This window comes from Geobacillus sp. CX412 (assembly GCF_027942335.1).
In the GTDB taxonomy this organism is placed as follows: domain Bacteria; phylum Bacillota; class Bacilli; order Bacillales; family Anoxybacillaceae; genus Parageobacillus_B; species Parageobacillus_B toebii.
Map to the genome: position 1 here is coordinate 2,864,313 of NZ_CP103461.1, position 18,580 is coordinate 2,882,892.

The 18,580-nt window shown below is 43.5% G+C and carries 15 protein-coding genes, 4 pseudogenes and 2 riboswitches; of the genes and pseudogenes, 10 read left to right on the plus strand and 9 right to left on the minus strand.

The window, feature by feature from the left end:
- Nucleotides 1-37 precede the first annotated feature (37 nt).
- The 4 genes and pseudogenes from NXM86_RS14915 to NXM86_RS14930 all read right to left on the minus strand — a co-directional run bounded on the left by NXM86_RS14915 (nucleotide 38) and on the right by NXM86_RS14930 (nucleotide 5,200).
- A complete protein-coding gene (locus NXM86_RS14915) occupies nucleotides 38-1,120 on the minus strand; it encodes an RNA-guided endonuclease InsQ/TnpB family protein (RefSeq protein ID WP_015863580.1) in 1,083 nt (360 codons plus the stop codon).
- A 358-nt stretch (nucleotides 1,121-1,478) separates the two neighbouring features.
- Nucleotides 1,479-2,809, minus strand: a pseudogene (locus tag NXM86_RS14920) (IS4 family transposase).
- 116 nt (nucleotides 2,810-2,925) lie between these two features.
- Complete coding sequence (locus tag NXM86_RS14925; protein ID WP_017435755.1) at nucleotides 2,926-3,129, minus strand: YbdD/YjiX family protein; 204 nt, start codon at nucleotides 3,127-3,129, stop codon at nucleotides 2,926-2,928.
- Nucleotides 3,122-5,200 carry a carbon starvation CstA family protein gene (locus NXM86_RS14930; protein WP_081188665.1) on the minus strand — a complete coding sequence of 693 codons (2,079 nt, stop codon included), beginning with the start codon at nucleotides 5,198-5,200 and terminating at the stop codon, nucleotides 3,122-3,124. The genes NXM86_RS14925 and NXM86_RS14930 overlap by 8 nt, the downstream gene beginning before the upstream one ends.
- Nucleotides 5,201-5,515: 315 nt before the next feature.
- Here NXM86_RS14930 and NXM86_RS14935 point away from each other — a divergent pair.
- From NXM86_RS14935 to NXM86_RS14945, 3 genes and pseudogenes are all read left to right on the plus strand, one after another.
- Nucleotides 5,516-5,976: pseudogene (locus NXM86_RS14935) on the plus strand (hypothetical protein).
- A 146-nt stretch (nucleotides 5,977-6,122) separates the two neighbouring features.
- Nucleotides 6,123-6,320, plus strand: a riboswitch (cobalamin riboswitch).
- 123 nt (nucleotides 6,321-6,443) lie between these two features.
- Nucleotides 6,444-8,728 (plus strand): annotated as a pseudogene (locus tag NXM86_RS14940) (ribonucleoside-diphosphate reductase subunit alpha).
- Nucleotides 8,729-8,747: 19 nt separating this feature from the next.
- The gene (locus NXM86_RS14945; protein ID WP_062679173.1) at nucleotides 8,748-9,788 is read left to right on the plus strand and encodes a ribonucleotide-diphosphate reductase subunit beta; all 1,041 of its coding nucleotides are present in this window, start codon (nucleotides 8,748-8,750) and stop codon (nucleotides 9,786-9,788) included.
- Between the two features lie 14 nt (nucleotides 9,789-9,802).
- On the opposite strand, the gene NXM86_RS14950 is transcribed toward NXM86_RS14945, so the two are convergent.
- Together NXM86_RS14950 and NXM86_RS14955 are read right to left on the minus strand one after the other, a co-directional pair.
- Complete coding sequence (locus NXM86_RS14950) at nucleotides 9,803-10,492, minus strand: TerC family protein (RefSeq protein WP_328269214.1); 690 nt, start codon at nucleotides 10,490-10,492, stop codon at nucleotides 9,803-9,805.
- An 18-nt stretch (nucleotides 10,493-10,510) separates the two neighbouring features.
- Entirely contained in the window at nucleotides 10,511-10,783 is a 273-nt protein-coding gene (locus tag NXM86_RS14955) for a YkvA family protein (protein WP_089096889.1), read from the minus strand.
- A 378-nt stretch (nucleotides 10,784-11,161) separates the two neighbouring features.
- On the opposite strand from NXM86_RS14955, the gene NXM86_RS14960 reads away from it, so the two are divergent.
- The 4 genes from NXM86_RS14960 (at nucleotide 11,162) to NXM86_RS14975 (ending at nucleotide 14,601) form a co-directional block, all read left to right on the plus strand.
- Nucleotides 11,162-12,052: a DMT family transporter gene (locus NXM86_RS14960; RefSeq protein WP_498958229.1), complete on the plus strand. Its 891-nt coding sequence runs from the start codon at nucleotides 11,162-11,164 to the stop codon at nucleotides 12,050-12,052.
- A 5-nt stretch (nucleotides 12,053-12,057) separates the two neighbouring features.
- Nucleotides 12,058-12,366 (plus strand): antibiotic biosynthesis monooxygenase family protein, encoded by a 309-nt coding sequence (locus NXM86_RS14965; protein WP_498958230.1) that lies wholly within the window; start codon nucleotides 12,058-12,060, stop codon nucleotides 12,364-12,366.
- Nucleotides 12,367-12,496: 130 nt separating this feature from the next.
- Entirely contained in the window at nucleotides 12,497-13,057 is a 561-nt protein-coding gene (locus tag NXM86_RS14970) for an RNA polymerase sigma factor (RefSeq protein WP_498958231.1), read from the plus strand.
- Nucleotides 13,054-14,601: a DUF4179 domain-containing protein gene (locus tag NXM86_RS14975; protein ID WP_097354152.1), complete on the plus strand. Its 1,548-nt coding sequence runs from the start codon at nucleotides 13,054-13,056 to the stop codon at nucleotides 14,599-14,601. The genes NXM86_RS14970 and NXM86_RS14975 overlap by 4 nt, the downstream gene beginning before the upstream one ends.
- Before the next feature lie 28 nt (nucleotides 14,602-14,629).
- Here NXM86_RS14975 and NXM86_RS14980 read toward each other — a convergent pair whose 3' ends face one another.
- Nucleotides 14,630-14,950, minus strand: coding sequence for a DMT family transporter (locus tag NXM86_RS14980; RefSeq protein WP_097354151.1), 321 nt, complete (start codon nucleotides 14,948-14,950; stop codon nucleotides 14,630-14,632).
- A 58-nt stretch (nucleotides 14,951-15,008) separates the two neighbouring features.
- Nucleotides 15,009-15,111, minus strand: a riboswitch (guanidine-I (ykkC/yxkD leader).
- A 116-nt stretch (nucleotides 15,112-15,227) separates the two neighbouring features.
- Here NXM86_RS14980 and NXM86_RS14985 point away from each other — a divergent pair.
- Nucleotides 15,228-15,707, plus strand: a complete 480-nt coding sequence (locus NXM86_RS14985) for a DUF6141 family protein (protein ID WP_498958232.1) — start codon at nucleotides 15,228-15,230, stop codon at nucleotides 15,705-15,707.
- A 63-nt stretch (nucleotides 15,708-15,770) separates the two neighbouring features.
- Here the strand turns inward: NXM86_RS14985 and NXM86_RS14990 are convergent, their stop codons facing one another.
- On the minus strand, nucleotides 15,771-16,574 hold the full coding sequence (locus NXM86_RS14990) for a VOC family protein (protein WP_498958233.1): 804 nt from the start codon (nucleotides 16,572-16,574) through the stop codon (nucleotides 15,771-15,773).
- Nucleotides 16,575-16,626: 52 nt separating this feature from the next.
- Between NXM86_RS14990 and NXM86_RS14995 the strand changes: the two genes are divergently transcribed.
- Nucleotides 16,627-16,782, plus strand: a complete 156-nt coding sequence (locus NXM86_RS14995) for a hypothetical protein (RefSeq protein ID WP_498958234.1) — start codon at nucleotides 16,627-16,629, stop codon at nucleotides 16,780-16,782.
- Nucleotides 16,783-16,924: 142 nt separating this feature from the next.
- A pseudogene (locus NXM86_RS15000) lies at nucleotides 16,925-17,236 on the plus strand (rhodanese-like domain-containing protein); the annotation flags it as partial.
- A gap of 625 nt (nucleotides 17,237-17,861) precedes the next feature.
- On the opposite strand, the gene ybaK reads toward NXM86_RS15000, so the two are convergent.
- Nucleotides 17,862-18,338 (minus strand): Cys-tRNA(Pro) deacylase, encoded by a 477-nt coding sequence (ybaK, locus tag NXM86_RS15005; protein WP_012749287.1) that lies wholly within the window; start codon nucleotides 18,336-18,338, stop codon nucleotides 17,862-17,864.
- Between the last annotated feature and the right edge of the window lie 242 nt (nucleotides 18,339-18,580).

Consider the following 18,580-nt stretch of genomic DNA (forward strand, 5'->3'; position numbering starts at 1 on the left):
ACTACCCAACGGCTAAAGCCGTGGGCTTGCAACTAGCCTAATTGGCTGCCGCGTTCGGCTGGTTGACAGCAGCCCTGCGGATGTTTTCCGCAGCCACGTTGTCGGCAGGGGCAGCGTACCCACAAGCTCGACAACAAAACTGATCCCTTGACGGTCTGTTTTCTTTGGCCACATGTCCGCAAACCGGACAGGTGCGGGAAGTATTTTTTGGATGAACCAATACCACCGGCACGCCAGCGATCGCCGCTTTATACTCAATAAACTTTCTCAACTGATAAAAAGACCAAGAAGAGTGTTGACGACGCTGTTGCTTTTTAACCGTTTTCTCGGTGCGTTGGCGGATGCCCTTTAAATCTTCAAGGGCAATGCCGCATCCGAGTGCCTTTGCCTTTTCAACAATCTTCTTGCTAATGCAGTGGTTCACATCACGGGCAAATAGTTTTTCCTTCTTGGAACGCTTTTTAAGCAGGCGTTTCGCTGACTTGGTGCCTTTCTTTTGGAGTTTGGCGCGAAGTTTCGCATGGCGGCGGCGCAGCCCGTTGACCTTCGAGCCGGAAAATACCTCACCGGTGCTATCGACGGCGATATTAATGATGCCAAGGTCCACACCGATAAATCCGTTTTCGGAATTGGGCTGGCCTTCGGGAACGTCCACCACGAGCAGTAAATAAAAAATACCGTTTTGAAGGACTAAATCGGCTTGACCCCGAACACGGTTGCCGCACAGCAAACCTTGATGGTAGCGGCTAATGACCATAGGGATTTCCATTCTTCCTTGCAAGGTAAGGATGGAAGCATACTCTAACCCTTTAAAGGACAGGATTCTTTCATCATACACGATGGCACCGGTTTCTTTAAAGTTATGCAAGGTTTTTTTATCCAAACGATAGCTTTCCGACACTTTGCCGATGGCACGAACGGTCATTTGGGCAGAGAGGCCAAATTTTTCCCTGACGTCATAGTAGCAAAGCCGCTGGATTTTCGTTTTGGAAAAGGTTCTGGAGCGAAAAGCAATCTCGCTAATATAGTTGCATGCTTGGTTAAACCGTTTCATTGTTTCCAGCAGCGCATGAAACTGTTCAAGAGTTGGCATTAATTTAATCTTGAGAGTGCAGAGCATTCTTGATTCACCTACCTTTCTAAATCCAGTGTACTTATATTGAACGAAAAATTCAATATATACTGAAAATATAAACCCCGCCTTCCTCCCACAGCTAAAGCAGTGGGCTTCCGGCGGATGTTCTCGTGAATGAACAGGAAAACACAAACGAAAAAGCTCGTCCTCATTAACTTAAAATAAATACGAAAAAGGAAAAAAGGGGAATAGTTTCCATACCCGTCAAGTTTAGCGGTATAAAATTTTTAAGACGATACTCGTGTTCATCCCCGCAGTGAGTGATGGGGATCACATCCATTATTGGGCATACCAAATACCCCTCCAGAAGAGGGGTATTTGGTATTTATATCCATATCTAATTCTACCATATCTCTAATTTCGTTAAGATATCTGATGCCGTTTCTTCCCCTTTCCTTCGACCTTTCTTGGCATGTTTTCGTAACAGGGAAAGGAGAGAGAAAAGGTTGATTTCCGCCATATGCGAACGCAAAAGCAACTGGTGCCAATACGATTGGAGAAGATCGAGCGCTTTCCGTTCACTGATTTCAATGTCTTCCTTTTGATGCCAATACATCCGAGCTTGAAACAGAAACGTCTGGGTGACCAAAATGACAATCAACGTCCCGTATAAATGGCATTCGAAACGTTCTTTTTTCATCTCCTTGACTTTCTCCAAATCAAATACGGATTTCCAGGCTTTAAACAACCATTCAATTTGCCAGCGCAGGGAATAGAGCTCATAAACCTGTTGACCATCAAACGACTCTTGTGGTAAATTCGTCAGTAAGATGTGGTATTTCTTTTGTTCGAGGGTTTGGCGTGCCAGCGCCTTCCCTTTTCTTTTTTCCTTTTTCCGCACATACGCCATCCGTTTTTGCCATTCTTCCGCCGTCAGACGGCGGAAAACCAACCGTGGAACATACAAGCGTTCATGTCCGATGTATACATGTTCCATTTCCACTGATTCCCCTTCCTCTAATTGATTCCCAAGGGATTCCCAATCCCATTCCTTCCACTGGCCATTCTCCTTGATATACACTTTCATATCGGAACGGAGCCGAGTAATATAATACGCTCCGCGGGCGTCGATCTCGGCCAGTGCGGCAACGGGAAAAAGCCCAAATCCCGAATACATAGGTCATTCGGTAAAATCGTATGCTGGGCATGATAGGCAAAACGAGCGTCCGAGTCATTGGCCGATTGAACGCATAGCTGAAGGCAGGCGCCGGATAACAAGTCATATTCAAACTGAATTTTCACCCCCGACGAAACGGAACCTCGATAGTCTTCCCCATAGTCAGCGGGAACCAAAAAGCTGGTTGAGTCCAAAATCCGCAGGCGGGTAAAACAAGTTCGATAGGTCTCCATGGCTGACAAAAGCAATGGACGTTGATGCAGGAGGAGAAGGAAAAACACTTCTCGCAAAAATGCCACGGCCCGATCGGTAAAACGCTGATTCAAGCCTTCGCTTGAAAGGGAACAGCCATGCCAGAGCGTCAAGGCCGCACACAACCGCTGAAGCGACTGTTTGGCCAGTGAGCCATCTCCCCATGCACAGAGAGTCAGAAAGGCTTCCGCCGTTAACGAACGCTGCCGCCGGATAAAGCCTGTTTTCCGTGCGAGACGGGTTAATTCTTCGGGAGAAAAGAGTTGACGAATGGTTTGAATCCATGCTTTCATTTGTTTTTCCATGAAAAAAATCCTTTCTAACGTGGAGTGTTCGTTAGAAAGGATACCATGTTTTTGACGATGCACAAAGACCAAAATTCTTAACTTGATGAGTATGGGAATAGTTTCCCCTTTTTATGTCAGCAACAGCGTGATACTTTTCCGCCTTTGCCGTTATAGCGCGCTTCCTGCACTTCGCAGAAAAACTCTTTTCTTGATTTTATCGGCTCTCCTGGATGATGTGTTTTCATATGTTCTACATATTTCTCGTAGTTTGGAACACCAACCAGCAAATCAAGAAATTGCTTGCGGTAGGAAAGAATCGTATGAAGCCACTTACGCATAATGTTTAACCTCATTTCCTCCATCTCTTGGAATATAAGGTGCTTCTTTCAACGGTACATGTTTGTTTTTCAATACTTTTATCCACATATTTACTGCCGAAATCAACATGGCAATCACAACAAGCATGAAAATCGCGCAAAGCGTTGCATCAATGTAGTCGTTCATAATGATTTGCCGCATTTGTGCTTCATTGGTTGCAGGTGCTAAAATTTTACCTTGATTTAATGCATCTTTAAAGGCATTAGCATGAGCTAGAAAACCGATTTTTGGATTGCTATGGAACAGCTTTTGGAATCCTGCCGTCATCGTTACCACTAAAAGCCATGTCGTTGGGACCAATGTCACCCAAACGTAAGCTTTTTTGCCCATTTTGAATAAAACCGTCGTTCCAAATAAAAGCGCAATTCCTGCCAGCATTTGGTTGGCAATACCGAAAAGCGGCCATAATGTATTAATGCCACCCAGAGGATCGACTACCCCTTGATATAGGAAATATCCCCAAGCAAGAACACACAGCGTCGTCGCGATAATATTGGAAACTAGCGAATCTGTTTTGCCAAGCGGTTTGTAGAAAGTGCCCATAATATCTTGAATCATAAAACGGCCAACGCGTGTACCCGCATCAATCGTCGTTAAAATAAAGAGCGCTTCAAACAAAATCGCGAAATGGTACCAGAAGGCCATTAATGCTTTGCCGCCGATCACATTAGAGAGAATGACAGCCATTCCGATCGCTAGTGTCGGCGCTCCGCCAGTCCGCGATAAAATCGTTTGCTCGCCAACATCTTTCGCAAGTTCCGTCAGCATGTCAGGCGTAATTGTAAATCCCCATGAAGACACGACTTTTGCTGCTTGCACAACATCTTGCCCAATCACAGCAACTGGGCTATTAATCGCGAAATATACTCCAGGAGTTAATATACACGCAGCAATCATTGCCATCACTGCAACGAACGATTCCATTAACATGGCTCCATAGCCGATCGGGCGGGCATGGCTCTCCATCTCAATCATTTTTGGCGTTGTACCGGACGAAACAAGTGCATGGAATCCAGACACCGCACCACAGGCAATCGTAATAAATAAGAATGGGAATAAGTCACCAGCAAACACAGGACCAGTGCCGTCAACAAATTTCGTCAGCGCCGGCATTTGCAAGTCTGGAGCAACAACTAAAATTCCCAGCGCTAAACCAACAATCGTCCCGATTTTTAAGAACGTACTCAAATAGTCGCGCGGCGCAAGCAGCAGCCACACCGGCAAAGCAGATGCGACAAATCCGTAAGCAATCATTAAAATCGCGATCGTTTCACCTTTCAATGTAAAGATTTTCGCTAATGTCGGGTGCTCCGCCACATATTGTCCAGCGACAAGAGAAACAAGAAGCAGAATAAATCCCATTAATGACGCTTCCGCCACACGCCCTGGACGAATAAAGCGCATGTAAACTCCCATCAAAATCGCAATTGGAATCGTTGCGGCAATAGTAAACATTCCCCAAGGGCTTCCTACAAGCGCTTTTACTACTACCAATGCTAAAACAGCTAATAAAATAATCATGATTCCTAAAATACCAAGCGATGCAATGAACCCTGTAACCGGGCCAATTTCTTCCTTCACCATTTCGCCAAGCGATTTGCCATTGCGCCGCATAGACGCAAATAAAATAATAAAATCTTGGACAGCACCGCCTAAAACAACGCCGATAATAATCCAAAGCGTGCCAGGCAAATATCCCATTTGCGCTGCTAAAATCGGTCCGACAAGCGGTCCGGCGCCAGCGATCGCCGCAAAATGATGGCCGAATAATACCCATTTGTTTGTCGGCACATAATCTTTTCCATCATTAAACACTTCCGCAGGCGTTTTGCGACTGTCATCAAGTTCAAATACTTTGCGAGCGATAAATTTACTATAAAAACGGTATGCTACCGCATACGTACAGACAGCCGCGACAATCAGCCAAATCGCATTTACCGTCTCGCCGCGGTTCAATGCAAGAACGGCAAACCCTGCCGCCCCAAGAGCGGAAATAAGCCCCCAAAGCAAGACCGATTTTAATCCTTTCACGTCTTTTCCCCCTTTGTTGTTTTAATAATATTATATTAACTATTCTGAAAAATTCAAAGAATATTTTCTAGATATTATAAGGATAAATATTTTTATAGTCGTTTTATCACCATATCTTTTTTACTCTGAACATTCCTGCCTAATATTAATTTGTTGAATTTTGGGTAACTGTTTTATTATTCCAAAAAAGTATAAATCAGTTTTATTTGTTAAAAATGTAATATCAAGAAGATAATCATGAGTTTTTTGCGCAATGATTATATCTTCTTTTTTCGATTGCAACAACAAACAACACAAAGCAAAGAGTTAGGAAACGTGAAGGCAATGGAACAGTTAATGTGGTGCATTGCATTGCCTGGATTGGGCCAACTTCTCAATAAAAAATACTTCAAAGGCACTTTGTTTATTTTGTTGGAATTTCTCATTAACGTACAATCGCAATTCAATGAAGCAATTCGATTAAGCTTTTTAGGGAACAACAAAGAAGCGATTGATGTCGTTGATTTCCAATGGTTAATGTTCTATCCATGTCTATACTTTTACGCCATGTGGGATGCGGTAAAAGATGCGGGAGGTGGACAGTCCCCCTACTCCTTTCTTCCCTATGTGTTCTCTGCCTATTTCGTCACGATCGCTCTTATGTATTCCGCACATATTAAAATTTTCAAAATCGTTTTCGGTCCTATTTGGCTTCCGAGGCTTTTTGTCATTCCAGGGTATGCATCGGATTGTTGCTTCAATTTTTGTTACTAAAATTTCGAACTTCCCGCAAATGAGGAATGCCTTCTCACTAGAAAAGCATTCCTCATTTTTTCATGTCCTTACAAAAAATAGTTGAATTTTCTATCGTTTTATTATATGCTTGTACCAACAGCAACAACACTATATATTGTGTTATAAACTCATAAAACAACTAAATATAGTATAAAACCGCAAGCAATGGTGTCCATCCGGACTTAATAGGGAATCTGGTGAGAATCCAGAACTGCCCCCGCAACTGTATGTGTGGACGAAATGGAACATCCACTGTATGTGAAAGCTCGCTCGGGCGCACATACGGGAAGGATCCAAAGTAGGAAGAAGCACGAGTCAGGAGACCTGCCTTGCTTGTTTGCGTTTCATGTTCTCCGGGGAGCGAGAAGATGAAACGATGGTTGGAAAGGGCTTCTCTTGCCTTTTTTATACTGTCGTTTCGTCCACTCGACCCGAGTGGATTTTTTATGGAAACAAGGAGGAGAAACTGATGGAACTACAGGCGAACACTATCATTATTACTTCAGAAAACGGGCAAACTAAACCGTTTTCGCGCGAACGACTCATTTCCTTTATCCGCAATATAACAAAAGACTACCCGCATCTACAGACAGATGACTATATGGAGCGCATCATCCGCATCATCGAAAGCAAAGATACACTTTCTGCGGAACAAATCACGAATTACTTAATACTTGAAGGTCTTTCCTATATTAGTGAGGCAGAACCAGAATGGACGTTTGTCTGTGCTCACATCTATTTGCAAAAGCTATACAAAGAAGCGGCAAAACAACGTGGATATGACGCAAAACAACGCTACGGCAGCTTGTACGAGTTGATTACAACGCTTGTTTCTAAAGGCGTGTACGATCGCTCTCTTCTTGATGATTACTCAAAAGAAGAAATCAATGAGCTTGGAAAACTTATTGATCCAGATAAAGATAAGTTGTTTACATATATCGGCCTTCGCACGCTCGCGGACCGCTACCTCGCCCGCGACTACGACCGCAACTTGTACGAACTGCCGCAGGAGCGCTTCCTTATCATCGCAATGACGTTAATGGCGAAAGAACCGAAACATCGCCGGTTTACGTTCATTCAAGAAGCGTATTGGGCGCTAAGCAACTTATATATGACCGTCGCCACGCCAACGTTAGCAAATGCCGGAAAAAGCTACGGACAACTTTCAAGCTGCTTTATCGATACCGTCGATGACAGCTTGCAAGGCATTTACGACAGCAACACAGACATCGCCAACCTTTCAAAATCGGGTGGCGGAATCGGCGTCTATCTCGGCAAAATCAGAAGCCGAGGCAGCGATATAAGGGGTTTAAAGGCGTTTCGTCCGGAGTGATTCCATGGATGAAGCAGCTTAATAACACCGCCGTCAGCGTCGACCAATTAGGGCAGCGCAAAGGTGCGATTTCCGTTTATTTGGATGTTTGGCATAAAGACATTTTCGCTTTTTTGGACGCGAAATTAAATAATGGCGATGAACGAATGAGAACACATGATTTATTTACGGGCGTCTGCATCCCAGATTTATTTATGGAGCAAGTAGAAAAACGCGGCGATTGGTACTTGTTTGACCCCCATGAAGTGCGCAAAGTGATGGGATTTAGTTTGGAAGACTTTTATGATGAGGAAAAAGGCAGCGGAAGCTTCCGCGAAAAATATTGGCAATGCGTTCAAGAAAAGAGCCTTTCGAAAGAAAAAGTGCCAGCGATCGAAATAATGAAAAGCATTATGCGCAGCCAGTTAGAATCCGGCACACCATTTATGTTTTACCGCGACGAAGTGAACCGGAAAAACCCGAACGCGCATCTCGGCATGATTTACTGCAGCAACCTTTGTACAGAAATCGCGCAAAACCAAAGTCCGACCGTCGTGGAAAAACAATATACGAAAGATGGAAAGATTATCATTGAAAAAATCCCGGGCGATTTCGTTGTTTGCAATTTGTCTTCCATCAATCTTGCCCGTGCCGTCACCGACGATGTACTCGAGCGGCTCATCCCGATCCAAATGCGCATGCTCGATAACGTCATTGATTTAAATAATATCCCGGTATTACAAGCGAAATTCACCAATCAAAAATATCGCGCCGTCGGACTTGGCACGTTCGGCTGGCATCATTTGCTTGCGTTAAAAGGCATTCGCTGGGAATCAGACGAAGCAGTTGAATACGCGGACAAGCTGTACGAAAAAATTGCCTACTTAGCGATCCAAGCGAGTATGGAGCTCGCGAAAGAAAAAGGAAGCTATCCAGCGTTTCCGGGATCTGACTGGCAGACGGGCGCTTATTTCGACAAGCGCGGATATCGTCGCACCGAAGACTTTGACTGGGATGCACTCAAAGAACAAGTCGCCAAACACGGCATGCGCAACGGCTATGTGATGGCAATCGCGCCAAATGCTTCGACATCGATTATCGCCGGCAGCACCGCCAGTATCGATCCGATCTTTTTAAAAGTGTACGCCGAAGAAAAGAAAGATTACAAAATTCCAGTTACCGTGCCCGATTTAAACGCCGAAACAACGTGGTACTATAAATCAGCTTACCATATTGACCAGCATTGGAGCATTAAGCAAAATGCGGCGCGCCAACGCCATATCGACCAAGCGATTTCGTTTAATTTTTACGTGTTGAACACCATCAAAGCAAAAGAGCTTTTAGATCTTCATCTCACCGCATGGAAGTCAGGACTAAAAACAACGTATTACGTCCGTTCTACTTCCAGCACGATCGATGAATGTGAATCATGCGCAAGTTAATGCCAAGGGGGAATAAAACATGGCACATCCATTAACGAAGCGGATCATCATGGACCCAGAAGCACCAAACCGCTCTACAAGAATCATTAACGGCAAAAGTTCGAACGTCTTAAACTGGGATGATATCGCCTATCCTTGGGCGTACGCCAAATATAAACGAATGCTGGCAAACTTTTGGACGCCGTTTGAAATCAATATGTCCCAGGATGTTAAACAATTTCCGAATTTAACTGAACGCGAACAAGACGCGTTTTTGAAAATCATTGGGCTTTTAGCGTTGCTTGACAGCATTCAAACAGATTACGCCGGAAGAGTCGCCGATTATATCACTGATTCGAGCATTAACGCGCTTATGATTATGCTCGCGCAGCAAGAAGTCATTCATAATCATTCATATTCTTATGTTCTTTCAAGCCTCGTGCCAAAAAGCAAACAGGACGAAGTGTTTGAGTTTTGGCGAAACGAACCGATTTTGCGAAAGCGAAACGACTTCGTCACAAACGGCTATAAAGAGTTTGCTGAACATCCAAATGTTGAAAACTTGCTAAAATCGATCGTGTATGACGTTATTTTAGAAGGTCTGTTCTTCTACTCCGGCTTTGCCTTCTTTTATAACTTGGCGCGCAATCAAAAAATGGTCGCGACAAGCACGATGATTAATTACATCAATCGAGACGAACATATTCATGTCGATTTATTTGCAAAAATTTTCAAAGAAGTACTAAACGAATATCCAGAATACAATACACCGGAACTTGCTCAATTTGTGCGAGAAACGTTCATTAAAGCAGCAGAGCTGGAAATCGAATGGGCCAATTACATCATTGGCAACGATATCGATGGCATTGATATGCACGATTTGAGCGCCTACATTAAGTTTTACGCCAACGTCCGCGCCCATCAGCTTGGATTTGACCGTCCGTTTGACGGTTATCGGACAAATCCATTGCGCTGGATTAAAGCATATGAAGAAGTCGACCTCGGCAAATCAGACTTTTTCGAACAAAAATCAAGACAATATACAAAAGTGAACATCGATAACGGATTTGATGAGTTATAAGCAAAAGCCGCCAATCATTCGTTGGCGGCTTTTGTTTCTAATTGGTTTTCACCCTTCTTCTTTTTCAACGTGCCAGCGGCAATCACTCCAGCAATGACGAGAATTTCAAATCCGTATTTGACAATCGGATTAGCAAAATACTGATCTAAAAACGGCTCGTCCACAATCATTTTCGAAGCCGTCCATGCAAGCACTCCCGCTCCGATTGTAATAATAATTGGGAAACGATCGATCCATTTCAAAATTAACGTACTTCCCCATACCATGATCGGCACCGAAATTAATAATCCTAATATAACTAATAAGAAGCTTCCGTGCGCGGCTCCCGCTACCGCCAGCACATTATCCAATCCCATCAGCGCATCGGCGATAACAATCGTGCGGATTGCCTCCCATAAGCTCCCTACTGCTTCCACATCATGGCCCTTTTCTTCGACAAGGAGCTTATAAGCGATCCAAACAAGCAATATACCGCCAATTAGCAGCAATCCAGGAACTTTTAATAGCCATACGACAAATAAGGTCGCAAGCGCGCGGATTACAACCGCCCCTACCGTTCCCCAAATAACCGCTTTTTTCTGTTGATGCTTCGGCAAATTTCGCGCCGCCAAACCAATGACGATCGCATTATCGCCCGCTAGTACAAGATCAATAATGATAATCGATAAAAGTGCAGATAGAAATTCCATCGAAAATAATTCCATTGATCATTCCTCCTTTTTTTAAATACCGTATTTATCTTTTGAATGTGAAGGAGCCATTTTTACTATTTGCTGAAGAATAAATAATAGTACGGTTACATCATCAATGATGCCAAAAAGTCCCAACCAATCAGGAATAATGTCAAACGGAAACACCATATAGATCGCTAAAAGTACAATGGAAAGCGTCTTTTTAAACATAGGCACTTCTCGAGAGCGAAAAAATTCGATGAAAAACGGGATAAACCGGCGGATTTTTACAATGAAACGCAGTCGTTTCCATAATTTTCTCATTATATCCCCCCAAATACTGCATTTCATCTTTTTCGAATCTCCTTTTTATTCTCCCCAATCCTCCTCCTTTCTTCACAAAAAAAGACCTTTACCCAATCGGTAAAGGTCTTCATAAAAACAGACCTTTACCAATATCGGCAAAGGTCTCGCTAACAACATCACCGTTGCCAACAAAGCCGAGGGTGTGACCCTGAACTGACGACTTTGCTGTTAAAGCTACTCCCCTTTAACACAGAAACCATATATTATTTTCAATTTAATGATATTCAATCATTATATGCGTTGTCAATAAAAAACTCGACTTGTCAATCAATCTCTTCTGTGCCAATAGAAAAAATATGATATAATTCAGAAAAAATTCATTAGGAGAGACGGAATATGAATACCAAAGAAATTTCTGCTCTTTTTCTGCTTGCGGCTTTATGGGGAGCTTCTTTTTTATTTATGCGCATCGCTTCTCCTGTCATCGGTCCTGTGCTTACAATTGAGTTGCGCGTGCTTATCGCCGGCCTCGTGCTGTTATTGTATGTATGGATGTTCAAAAAAAGCATAGAGCTGAAAGCTTATTGGAAGCAATATCTCATCGTCGGGGCGCTGAATGCGGCAATTCCGTTTACACTGATCGCCGCTGCCACGCTGCATTTAACGGCTTCTTTAGCGGCCGTTTTGAACTCCACCACCCCGTTGTTTACAGCGCTTGCTTCGCGATGGTTCCTTCATGAACCGCTTCATGCAAAAAAATGGATCGGCATCGTCCTCGGCATTGTCGGCGTGTTCGTGTTAGTTGGCTGGAGCCCTGTTCCGCTTTCGATGCAAACCGTTTTTTCTGCGTTACTGTCGGTTTTGGCGGCGTTCTCCTACGGCTGCGGCGGTGTTTATGCGAAAAAAACGTTTACGGGAGTTCCGCCTTTATCGCTGTCCATCGGACAACAATTAGGCGCCGCTTTCGTGCTGATTCCTTTCACGGTTTTCCATATCCCAACGAAACCGGTATCATCGGTCGTGGTGTACTCGATATTGGGATTGGCTGTTTTTTGTACGGCTATTGCCTACTTATTTTATTTTTATCTCCTGGCAAACGTCGGTCCAACGAAAACATTAAGCGTCACCTTTCTCGTTCCTGTATTTGGCGTCATTTGGGGGATGATCTTCCTCCATGAAAAAATTACAATTGGCATGATCGGTGGATTGATGATTATTTTGACAAGCATTTTTCTTATGTCTGATGTCAAAATCTCGATAAAGCGACAACAATGCTTAAAGGGGTGAAAATAATGAAAAAAACATATTATGCAGTTATTTTTCCCTCGGAGCGAACTGCAGGCGATCACGGGTATGAAGCCATGGCAAAGCAAATGGTCGAACTAGCGTCCAAACAGCCTGGCTTTCTTGGCGTCGAAAGCGTCCGCAACGAAAACGGCATCGGCATCACCGTTTCGTACTGGGACTCTCTGGAAACAATTCAACAATGGAAGAAGCATGCAGTGCACAAAATTGCCCAAGAAAAAGGAAAACAGCAATGGTATCATCGCTATTCAGTCCGGGTGTGCAAAGTAGAACAAGAATATAGTTTTGAAAGGTAAACGGTGAATACACGAAAGACTGCTATGTTTGGTTAGCAGTCTTTTTTCTGCGTAATGAAAAATCGAACCTTTTCTTCCCCCGCTTCGCCTTATATGCAGATAAAACTTTGACAAAAGAAAGGATGATTGTATGCATGATGAACAACATCTTTTGTTTCAATGCAGGCGAGGAAACAAAGACGCTTTTTACCTGCTTGTTTCCCCGCATCTAGCGAAAGCGTACCGACTTGCTTTTACAATACTTCGCTCACACCATGATGCCGAAGATGCCATACAAAACAGTTTGCTCGAAGCCTATCGCACGATCAGCGAAAATAAAGAAATCCGCCATTTCGCGTCATGGTTTTACCGGCTTGTCACACATCGCGCCATTGATATGGCGCGCAAACTTGGAAAAGAAAGACAATATGCCGAAATCAGTGATGTGCTTCCGTTTTTATCGAATTCTCATCACTTGCCCCTTGACGAAGTGATCAATAAGGAAGAGAAGCAGGAGCTTTTGGCGCATATTCTTAAGCTCGATATAAAACATCGCGTTATTCTTGTGCTTTATTACTATCAAAACATGAAAATCAGCGAGATTGCCGAACTTCTTCAAATCAAGGAAGGCACGGTGAAATCGCGGCTGTTCCAAGCGCGAAATTTGCTTTATCAATATTTTCAAAAAGAACGGAAGGAGGAGCTTCGATGAATTCCCGCGATGATTTAGTAAAGCAAAAGATAGAAAGCTCGATCGATCACATTCCCGTTCCGGAAAGCATTTTCGATTTTGCCAAAGAACTTCCTTTCCAAGTAGAAAAACAACAAAATCCGAAACTCATACGTAAACCGAGATGGCGAAAATGGCTAGCGGTTGCTGCCGCTTCCATCTTCATCGGAATTTCAACAGGGGCTTATATTTCTCCGACATTTGCCGCCTACATTAAATCCTTTTTCATCCGTTCTGAACTGGATGAAGGCGTACAAACTGCCGCAAAAGAAGGATTCTCGCAAAAAACAGAAGCCGCTGTCACTGATCACGGCATTACATTTAGAATTAAAGAAGTAATGGCGGATACGAATCGGCTTATCTTTACGTATAGTCTTGAAAACAAAAATGGAAAATTTATCGACCCAACTATTCTTTTTGAAAAAGAGCAATGGGGACCAAAGCAAACAATGTATTTTGTTAAACATGCCAATGAATTTTACATTACTAATGAGAAAGGGGAGGTCGTATCCACAAATAAGACATATCAAACAAACACGGGGAGAATGGTTTCGCAATCGATTGATCAAGTATTCCCTCACGACCATTACGCTGATCTTATGTTCTCATTAAACGATAAAGCCCTCGAAGCAAAACAGCTTTTTATCCATATCGATCTGAATCAAATTGGTACGGTCAATGGTCAATGGAAGCTGAAAATTCCAGTCAACATCGATAAAAGCATGTTGGCTACAAAAACAGTACCGATTGGCCAAACGTATGTCACTGATGACGGATTGCAAATTACGGTGAAAAAACTTGTCTATTCTCCTACATTAACGAGCATTGAGTTAGAAACGTCATGGACAGAGGAAGGAAAAGAACGGCTAAAAAGCCACCCAGAATACTGGCTTGGTGACCAAATGTTTTATCAGCCGCTATTCGATATTGTAGATAGCAACGGAAATATTGTCGCAACAACTTTACCAAGATGGGACATCGAAGAGTCAAAAAGAGCGGTATTTGTTTCTAAAAAAGAACTTCCTTCCCGACAACCAAACGTCATCCGCTGGCGCTATTCGTTCCTCCCGTTTTCACCAAAAGGAACATATACGTTTGTATTTCGCGGGATTGAAAGAATGGAATATCCAGATCAATCGCTGGCATTCTCTGCGGAAGAATTGAAAAAGCACCCAATTTCTCTTCACTATAAAGGAAATACCCTTACCATTCATCAGTTGCGATTAGAAACAAATAAAGAGAACAAATCCGTTGGAATATTAGATGTAGAAACAAACGCCTATTCAGGAATGGATTTCCAACTAAGCGATGAGACACAGCAAGTCTACACGATCAACCAAAAAAATTCCTGGCTGCCAACGATCATCAGCTACGACGACAAGAAAATGATGTACAAAATAAAAAGCAATGTTGAAATAGAAGGAATGGAAAAGATCCCGAAACAGCTGACAATTACTTTAAAATCGGTGATCGTATTTGACCCAAGCGAGAATTGGCACGTTTCACTTCCTGCCAACAATGAATAATAAAAAAGCAGGGCACTCCCCTGCTTTTTTACTGCCCGGATGTCAACTTTAATCCAATCAGCCCGACAAGAATAAACAACAAAAAGATCATCCTCGGCACGGTCACCGGCTCGTTTAAAAAGAGCATGCCGATGATGACCGCTCCCATTACTCCGATTCCCGTCCATACCGCATAGGCGGTTCCGATTGGCAACGTTTTTGTCGCTATCGACAAAAAATAAAAACTAACAAGCGCGCCGAAAAACGTAATGATGGACGGCACCATCCGCGTAAATCCCATCGTATATTTTAACGCGACCGCCCATACGACTTCGAAAATGCCGGCAATAACTAAATATACCCAAGCCATTTTCCTCATCTCCTTTTTGTCCAAATAAAAAAAGCCGTGAAGAAATATCGAAACGATACTCTCCAGGGCTTTTATCCCTCTGCGTACGCGGAAACACCGCGCGTTTTCTCACGGTCGCAGACTGGCCGCGGCGTGGCCACGGAACCCTAGAAAACTTTTTATCTCCTTATTCGCCATTATTGTAACACTTATGATTGTTGCCGGCAAATAAAGGAGTTCTTTAGTTCTTGAAGAATATGATAATTAAGGAGGAGACAAGAAAGGAGGAGCAATAGCCATGCGCGAAGTGCAGCGTCCACCTTGGTATGCGAACGCGCTTGTCCTTATCGTCGCCGCTGTTATGTGGTACGGATTTATCCAGCAAATCATATTTGGAATCCCATTTGGCGCGAAGCCGGCAAGCGATACGGGAATGTGGGGCTTGTTTCTGTTTTTCGGCATTTGTTTTCCGCTCTTCTTTTTGTCGCTGAAACTAGTCACAAAAACGGAAAAAGAAGGACTTGTCATTCGTTTTTTCCCATTTCGCTCCCGCGTTATTCCGTATCAACAGATTAAAAACGTTCAAGTTCAGCCTTATCATCCTATGTCCTACGGCGGCTGGGGTATTCGCTGGAGCTTGAAAAAAGGCCGTGCTTACACGATGAAAGGAAAGAAGGGAATATGGATCGAGCTGACGAACGGAGACGGTTTGTACCTCGGCTCGCAAAAACCGGAAGAACTTGCGAAATATATACAAAGAGAGTGTCTGCACCGCTAACAGGTGAACACTCTCTTTTGTATGTCATCCAATCTGCCTTCATAGAAAAAGCGAATAAAACTATTACTGAATGATCAGCTCGATTTCGTTGCCAGACGGATCGCTTGTCAATATGCTATTTTCGCTTCGCCGCACCGATGCACCGATATGTTGGAGCCGTTCCACCACTTTTTCTCTTTCCGCTTCATTTGGCAGCACAATCGAAAATACGCGCAATCCAACGGCGTTCGCTGGCGGTTTTGGCGCCCCGACTCCAGCCCATGTGTTCAGACCGATATGGTGGTGATAGCCGCCCGCGGAAACGAATAACGCGTGCGTTCCCATACGTGTCGTCGGTTCAAAGCCTAATCCTTGCACATAAAAAGCATAAGCTTCTTCGATGTGGGCGACGTGGAGATGAATATGGCCAATCCACGTATGCATTGGAAGCCCCGACCACGCTTCCGTTCCCACTTGCGCCAGCAAATTGTTCACATCTAACGGCTCCGTTACCGCTTTATATTCTCCATTTGCCGTCTTCTCCCACTTTTCCATCGGGCGGTCGGCGTATATTTCGATGCCGTTTCCGTCCGTGTCAGCCAAATAGATCGCCTCGCTGAACAAATGATCGGACGCTCCCTGCAGCGGATAGCCGGTCTGTAATAAATGAAGCAGCGCCTCGGCGAGACTCTTTCTGTCCGGAACTAAAATCGCGAAATGATAAAGCCCCGTTGTCCGAGGCGGCTTCGGCACCGCATCCGCTTTTTCCTCGAGCACCACTAACGGAGTAACTCCATCCGCAGTTAATGCCGCTTCGTGTTGATTTTGCTTTAATAGGCGAAATCCGATGATTTCTGTGTAGAAACGAAGTGATTTATTTGAAACCATTTCAGCGATGCCCTCCAGGAAATGAAAGGACACAAAGGCTAAACTGATGATTATGGATAAAAACCCGGAATGGTTAGTTGGTGACGAGATTAAATGGAACTTTACTAAATTTCTTATTAACCGAGATGGAAAAGTGGTTCGCAGATATGAATCAATCGAAGAACCGATCTATTTTGAAAAAGATATTGAAACACTTGCCACTGCTTAAAAAACCGGCCCAGCTTTATCTGAATAGCTAAAGCAAGTAAAATGATAAAGATTGCTGAAGCTTCAGCAACCTTTTGAGGTAGAACCGTTTCTCGAAACGGTTTCTTTATCCTTTTAGGACAAATTCATTTCCATCGATGTCCTTAGCAACCGCTATTAAAGGCAGCTTAACGGTTCGTGATTTACCGGATTTAGAGCTTGCCTACGCACCACCGTTTTCTTCCGCGAAAGATCCAGTGAATATGGCCGGTTACGTTGCTTCGAACATTCTCGATGGAATGGTGGAAACCGTACAATGGCATGAAATTGATGAAATCATCGCAAACGGAGACACGCTCATTGACGTTCGTACACCAAAAGAAGTCGCATGTGGAACGATTCCTGGTGCTATCAATATTCCGCTTGATGAACTGCGCGAACGTTTAGCGGAACTTCCGAAAGACAAAACCATTTACAAGTACAATCGGAGAAAGCCCATGCAGGGTGTAGCCCGTCTTTAGACATGGGATGAACCGATTGCTTTGACGTAGTCAAAGATGGTATACTACTCTTATAGAGAAGAAAAATCCAACGTCTTGAATCGGGCGCACAGGGCGATAAGCACCAGTGAGGTGTTTGCCCATGAAAGTCTTGTGGAATTAGAGTCAGTATCCATGCGAAGGTATGGAAGAAGCTCTATAGTACACAAGAACCCCGTGGCTTTAGCCATCGGGAGGTTCAGGTAACATGTCAAGTCGGCTTGCGTGGATATTTAGCAACACGAATTTTGCACGACAACGGTTTCCGCGCGAAAAATTTAGATGGCGGCTATAAATTGTATTCCTCCGTATTTGGTGCAAAACACTAAGTTCAAAATATGCCGCCGAAAGTCGTAGAAAAATAATGAACCACTCCCACCTTCATTCCATGAAAAGGTGGGAGTTTCTTATTATCTCCAGCAAAGAAGTTTTGGCATAGAAAAATTCTTGTATAGAACTTTGTTTTTATACAAAAAAATCGCTGATCATCTTGCCCTTCCCTTTCGTTTAGAGAAAGGAGGCTTTTCGGGAAAAAAGGGAAACGATCAGTAGTTTTTGGCGTTTATTTTACCACTTCATGAAACGTAGCTTCTGTTATGCTTTGTAAATCTTCCACGCTTAGTTCAATTAACAAACCAATTTTGCCGCCGCTAACGATGATATGCTCAAATTGACAAGCACTGGAATCGATAAAGGTCGGATAATGTTTTATCATCCCTATCGGTGAACACCCTCCACGAATATAGCCAGTCAATTTTTCGATATCTTTCATCGGCGCCAATGCGACATTTTTCTCTCCCGTTATTTGCGCAGCTTTTTTCAAATCGAGTTCCGATTCTACAGGGATGACAAACACATAAACGTTTCCGCTCTTCCCCTGTGTTACTAATGTTTTATATACCAATTGAGGGTCTTTCCCTATTTTTTGAGCAACCGATATGCCGTCAATTCTTCCATCCTGACTGTCGTAGGTAAAGACATTGTAAGGAATCATTTTTTTATCAAGAACACGCATCGCGTTGGTTTTTTCTGTCGCCATTTTTCTTCCCTCCAGTTCGTTTCAACAGTAAATGCTGGATAATCAACACACATGATACTACAATAAATATCCCAATTTCCACTTTGCAACATGAAACATTAAATCATTCCGATTCAACGTTCATCACATTCTCCCGCGATGGTTAGCTCCCGGCAATTTCAACTTTTTTAAAATCCACTCTATAGAAGTAGCAATTGGCCAAAAAAATATAACAAACCCAGTTTATCACTGGGTTTGTTATA

Excerpts from the sequence above, each read along its gene's own strand:
- NXM86_RS14915 (WP_015863580.1), bottom strand. The coding sequence starts at position 1,120 with ATGCTCTGCACTCTCAAGATTAAATTAATGCCAACTCTTGAACAGTTT.
- NXM86_RS14925 (WP_017435755.1), bottom strand. The coding sequence starts at position 3,129 with ATGCGTAAGTGGCTTCATACGATTCTTTCCTACCGCAAGCAATTTCTT.
- NXM86_RS14945 (WP_062679173.1), top strand. The coding sequence starts at position 8,748 with ATGGCACATCCATTAACGAAGCGGATCATCATGGACCCAGAAGCACCA.
- NXM86_RS14950 (WP_328269214.1), bottom strand. The coding sequence starts at position 10,492 with ATGGAATTATTTTCGATGGAATTTCTATCTGCACTTTTATCGATTATC.
- NXM86_RS14955 (WP_089096889.1), bottom strand. The coding sequence starts at position 10,783 with ATGAGAAAATTATGGAAACGACTGCGTTTCATTGTAAAAATCCGCCGG.
- NXM86_RS14960 (WP_498958229.1), top strand. The coding sequence starts at position 11,162 with ATGAATACCAAAGAAATTTCTGCTCTTTTTCTGCTTGCGGCTTTATGG.
- NXM86_RS14965 (WP_498958230.1), top strand. The coding sequence starts at position 12,058 with ATGAAAAAAACATATTATGCAGTTATTTTTCCCTCGGAGCGAACTGCA.
- NXM86_RS14970 (WP_498958231.1), top strand. The coding sequence starts at position 12,497 with ATGCATGATGAACAACATCTTTTGTTTCAATGCAGGCGAGGAAACAAA.
- NXM86_RS14975 (WP_097354152.1), top strand. The coding sequence starts at position 13,054 with ATGAATTCCCGCGATGATTTAGTAAAGCAAAAGATAGAAAGCTCGATC.
- NXM86_RS14980 (WP_097354151.1), bottom strand. The coding sequence starts at position 14,950 with ATGGCTTGGGTATATTTAGTTATTGCCGGCATTTTCGAAGTCGTATGG.
- NXM86_RS14985 (WP_498958232.1), top strand. The coding sequence starts at position 15,228 with ATGCGCGAAGTGCAGCGTCCACCTTGGTATGCGAACGCGCTTGTCCTT.
- NXM86_RS14990 (WP_498958233.1), bottom strand. The coding sequence starts at position 16,574 with ATGGTTTCAAATAAATCACTTCGTTTCTACACAGAAATCATCGGATTT.
- NXM86_RS14995 (WP_498958234.1), top strand. The coding sequence starts at position 16,627 with ATGGATAAAAACCCGGAATGGTTAGTTGGTGACGAGATTAAATGGAAC.
- ybaK (WP_012749287.1), bottom strand. The coding sequence starts at position 18,338 with ATGGCGACAGAAAAAACCAACGCGATGCGTGTTCTTGATAAAAAAATG.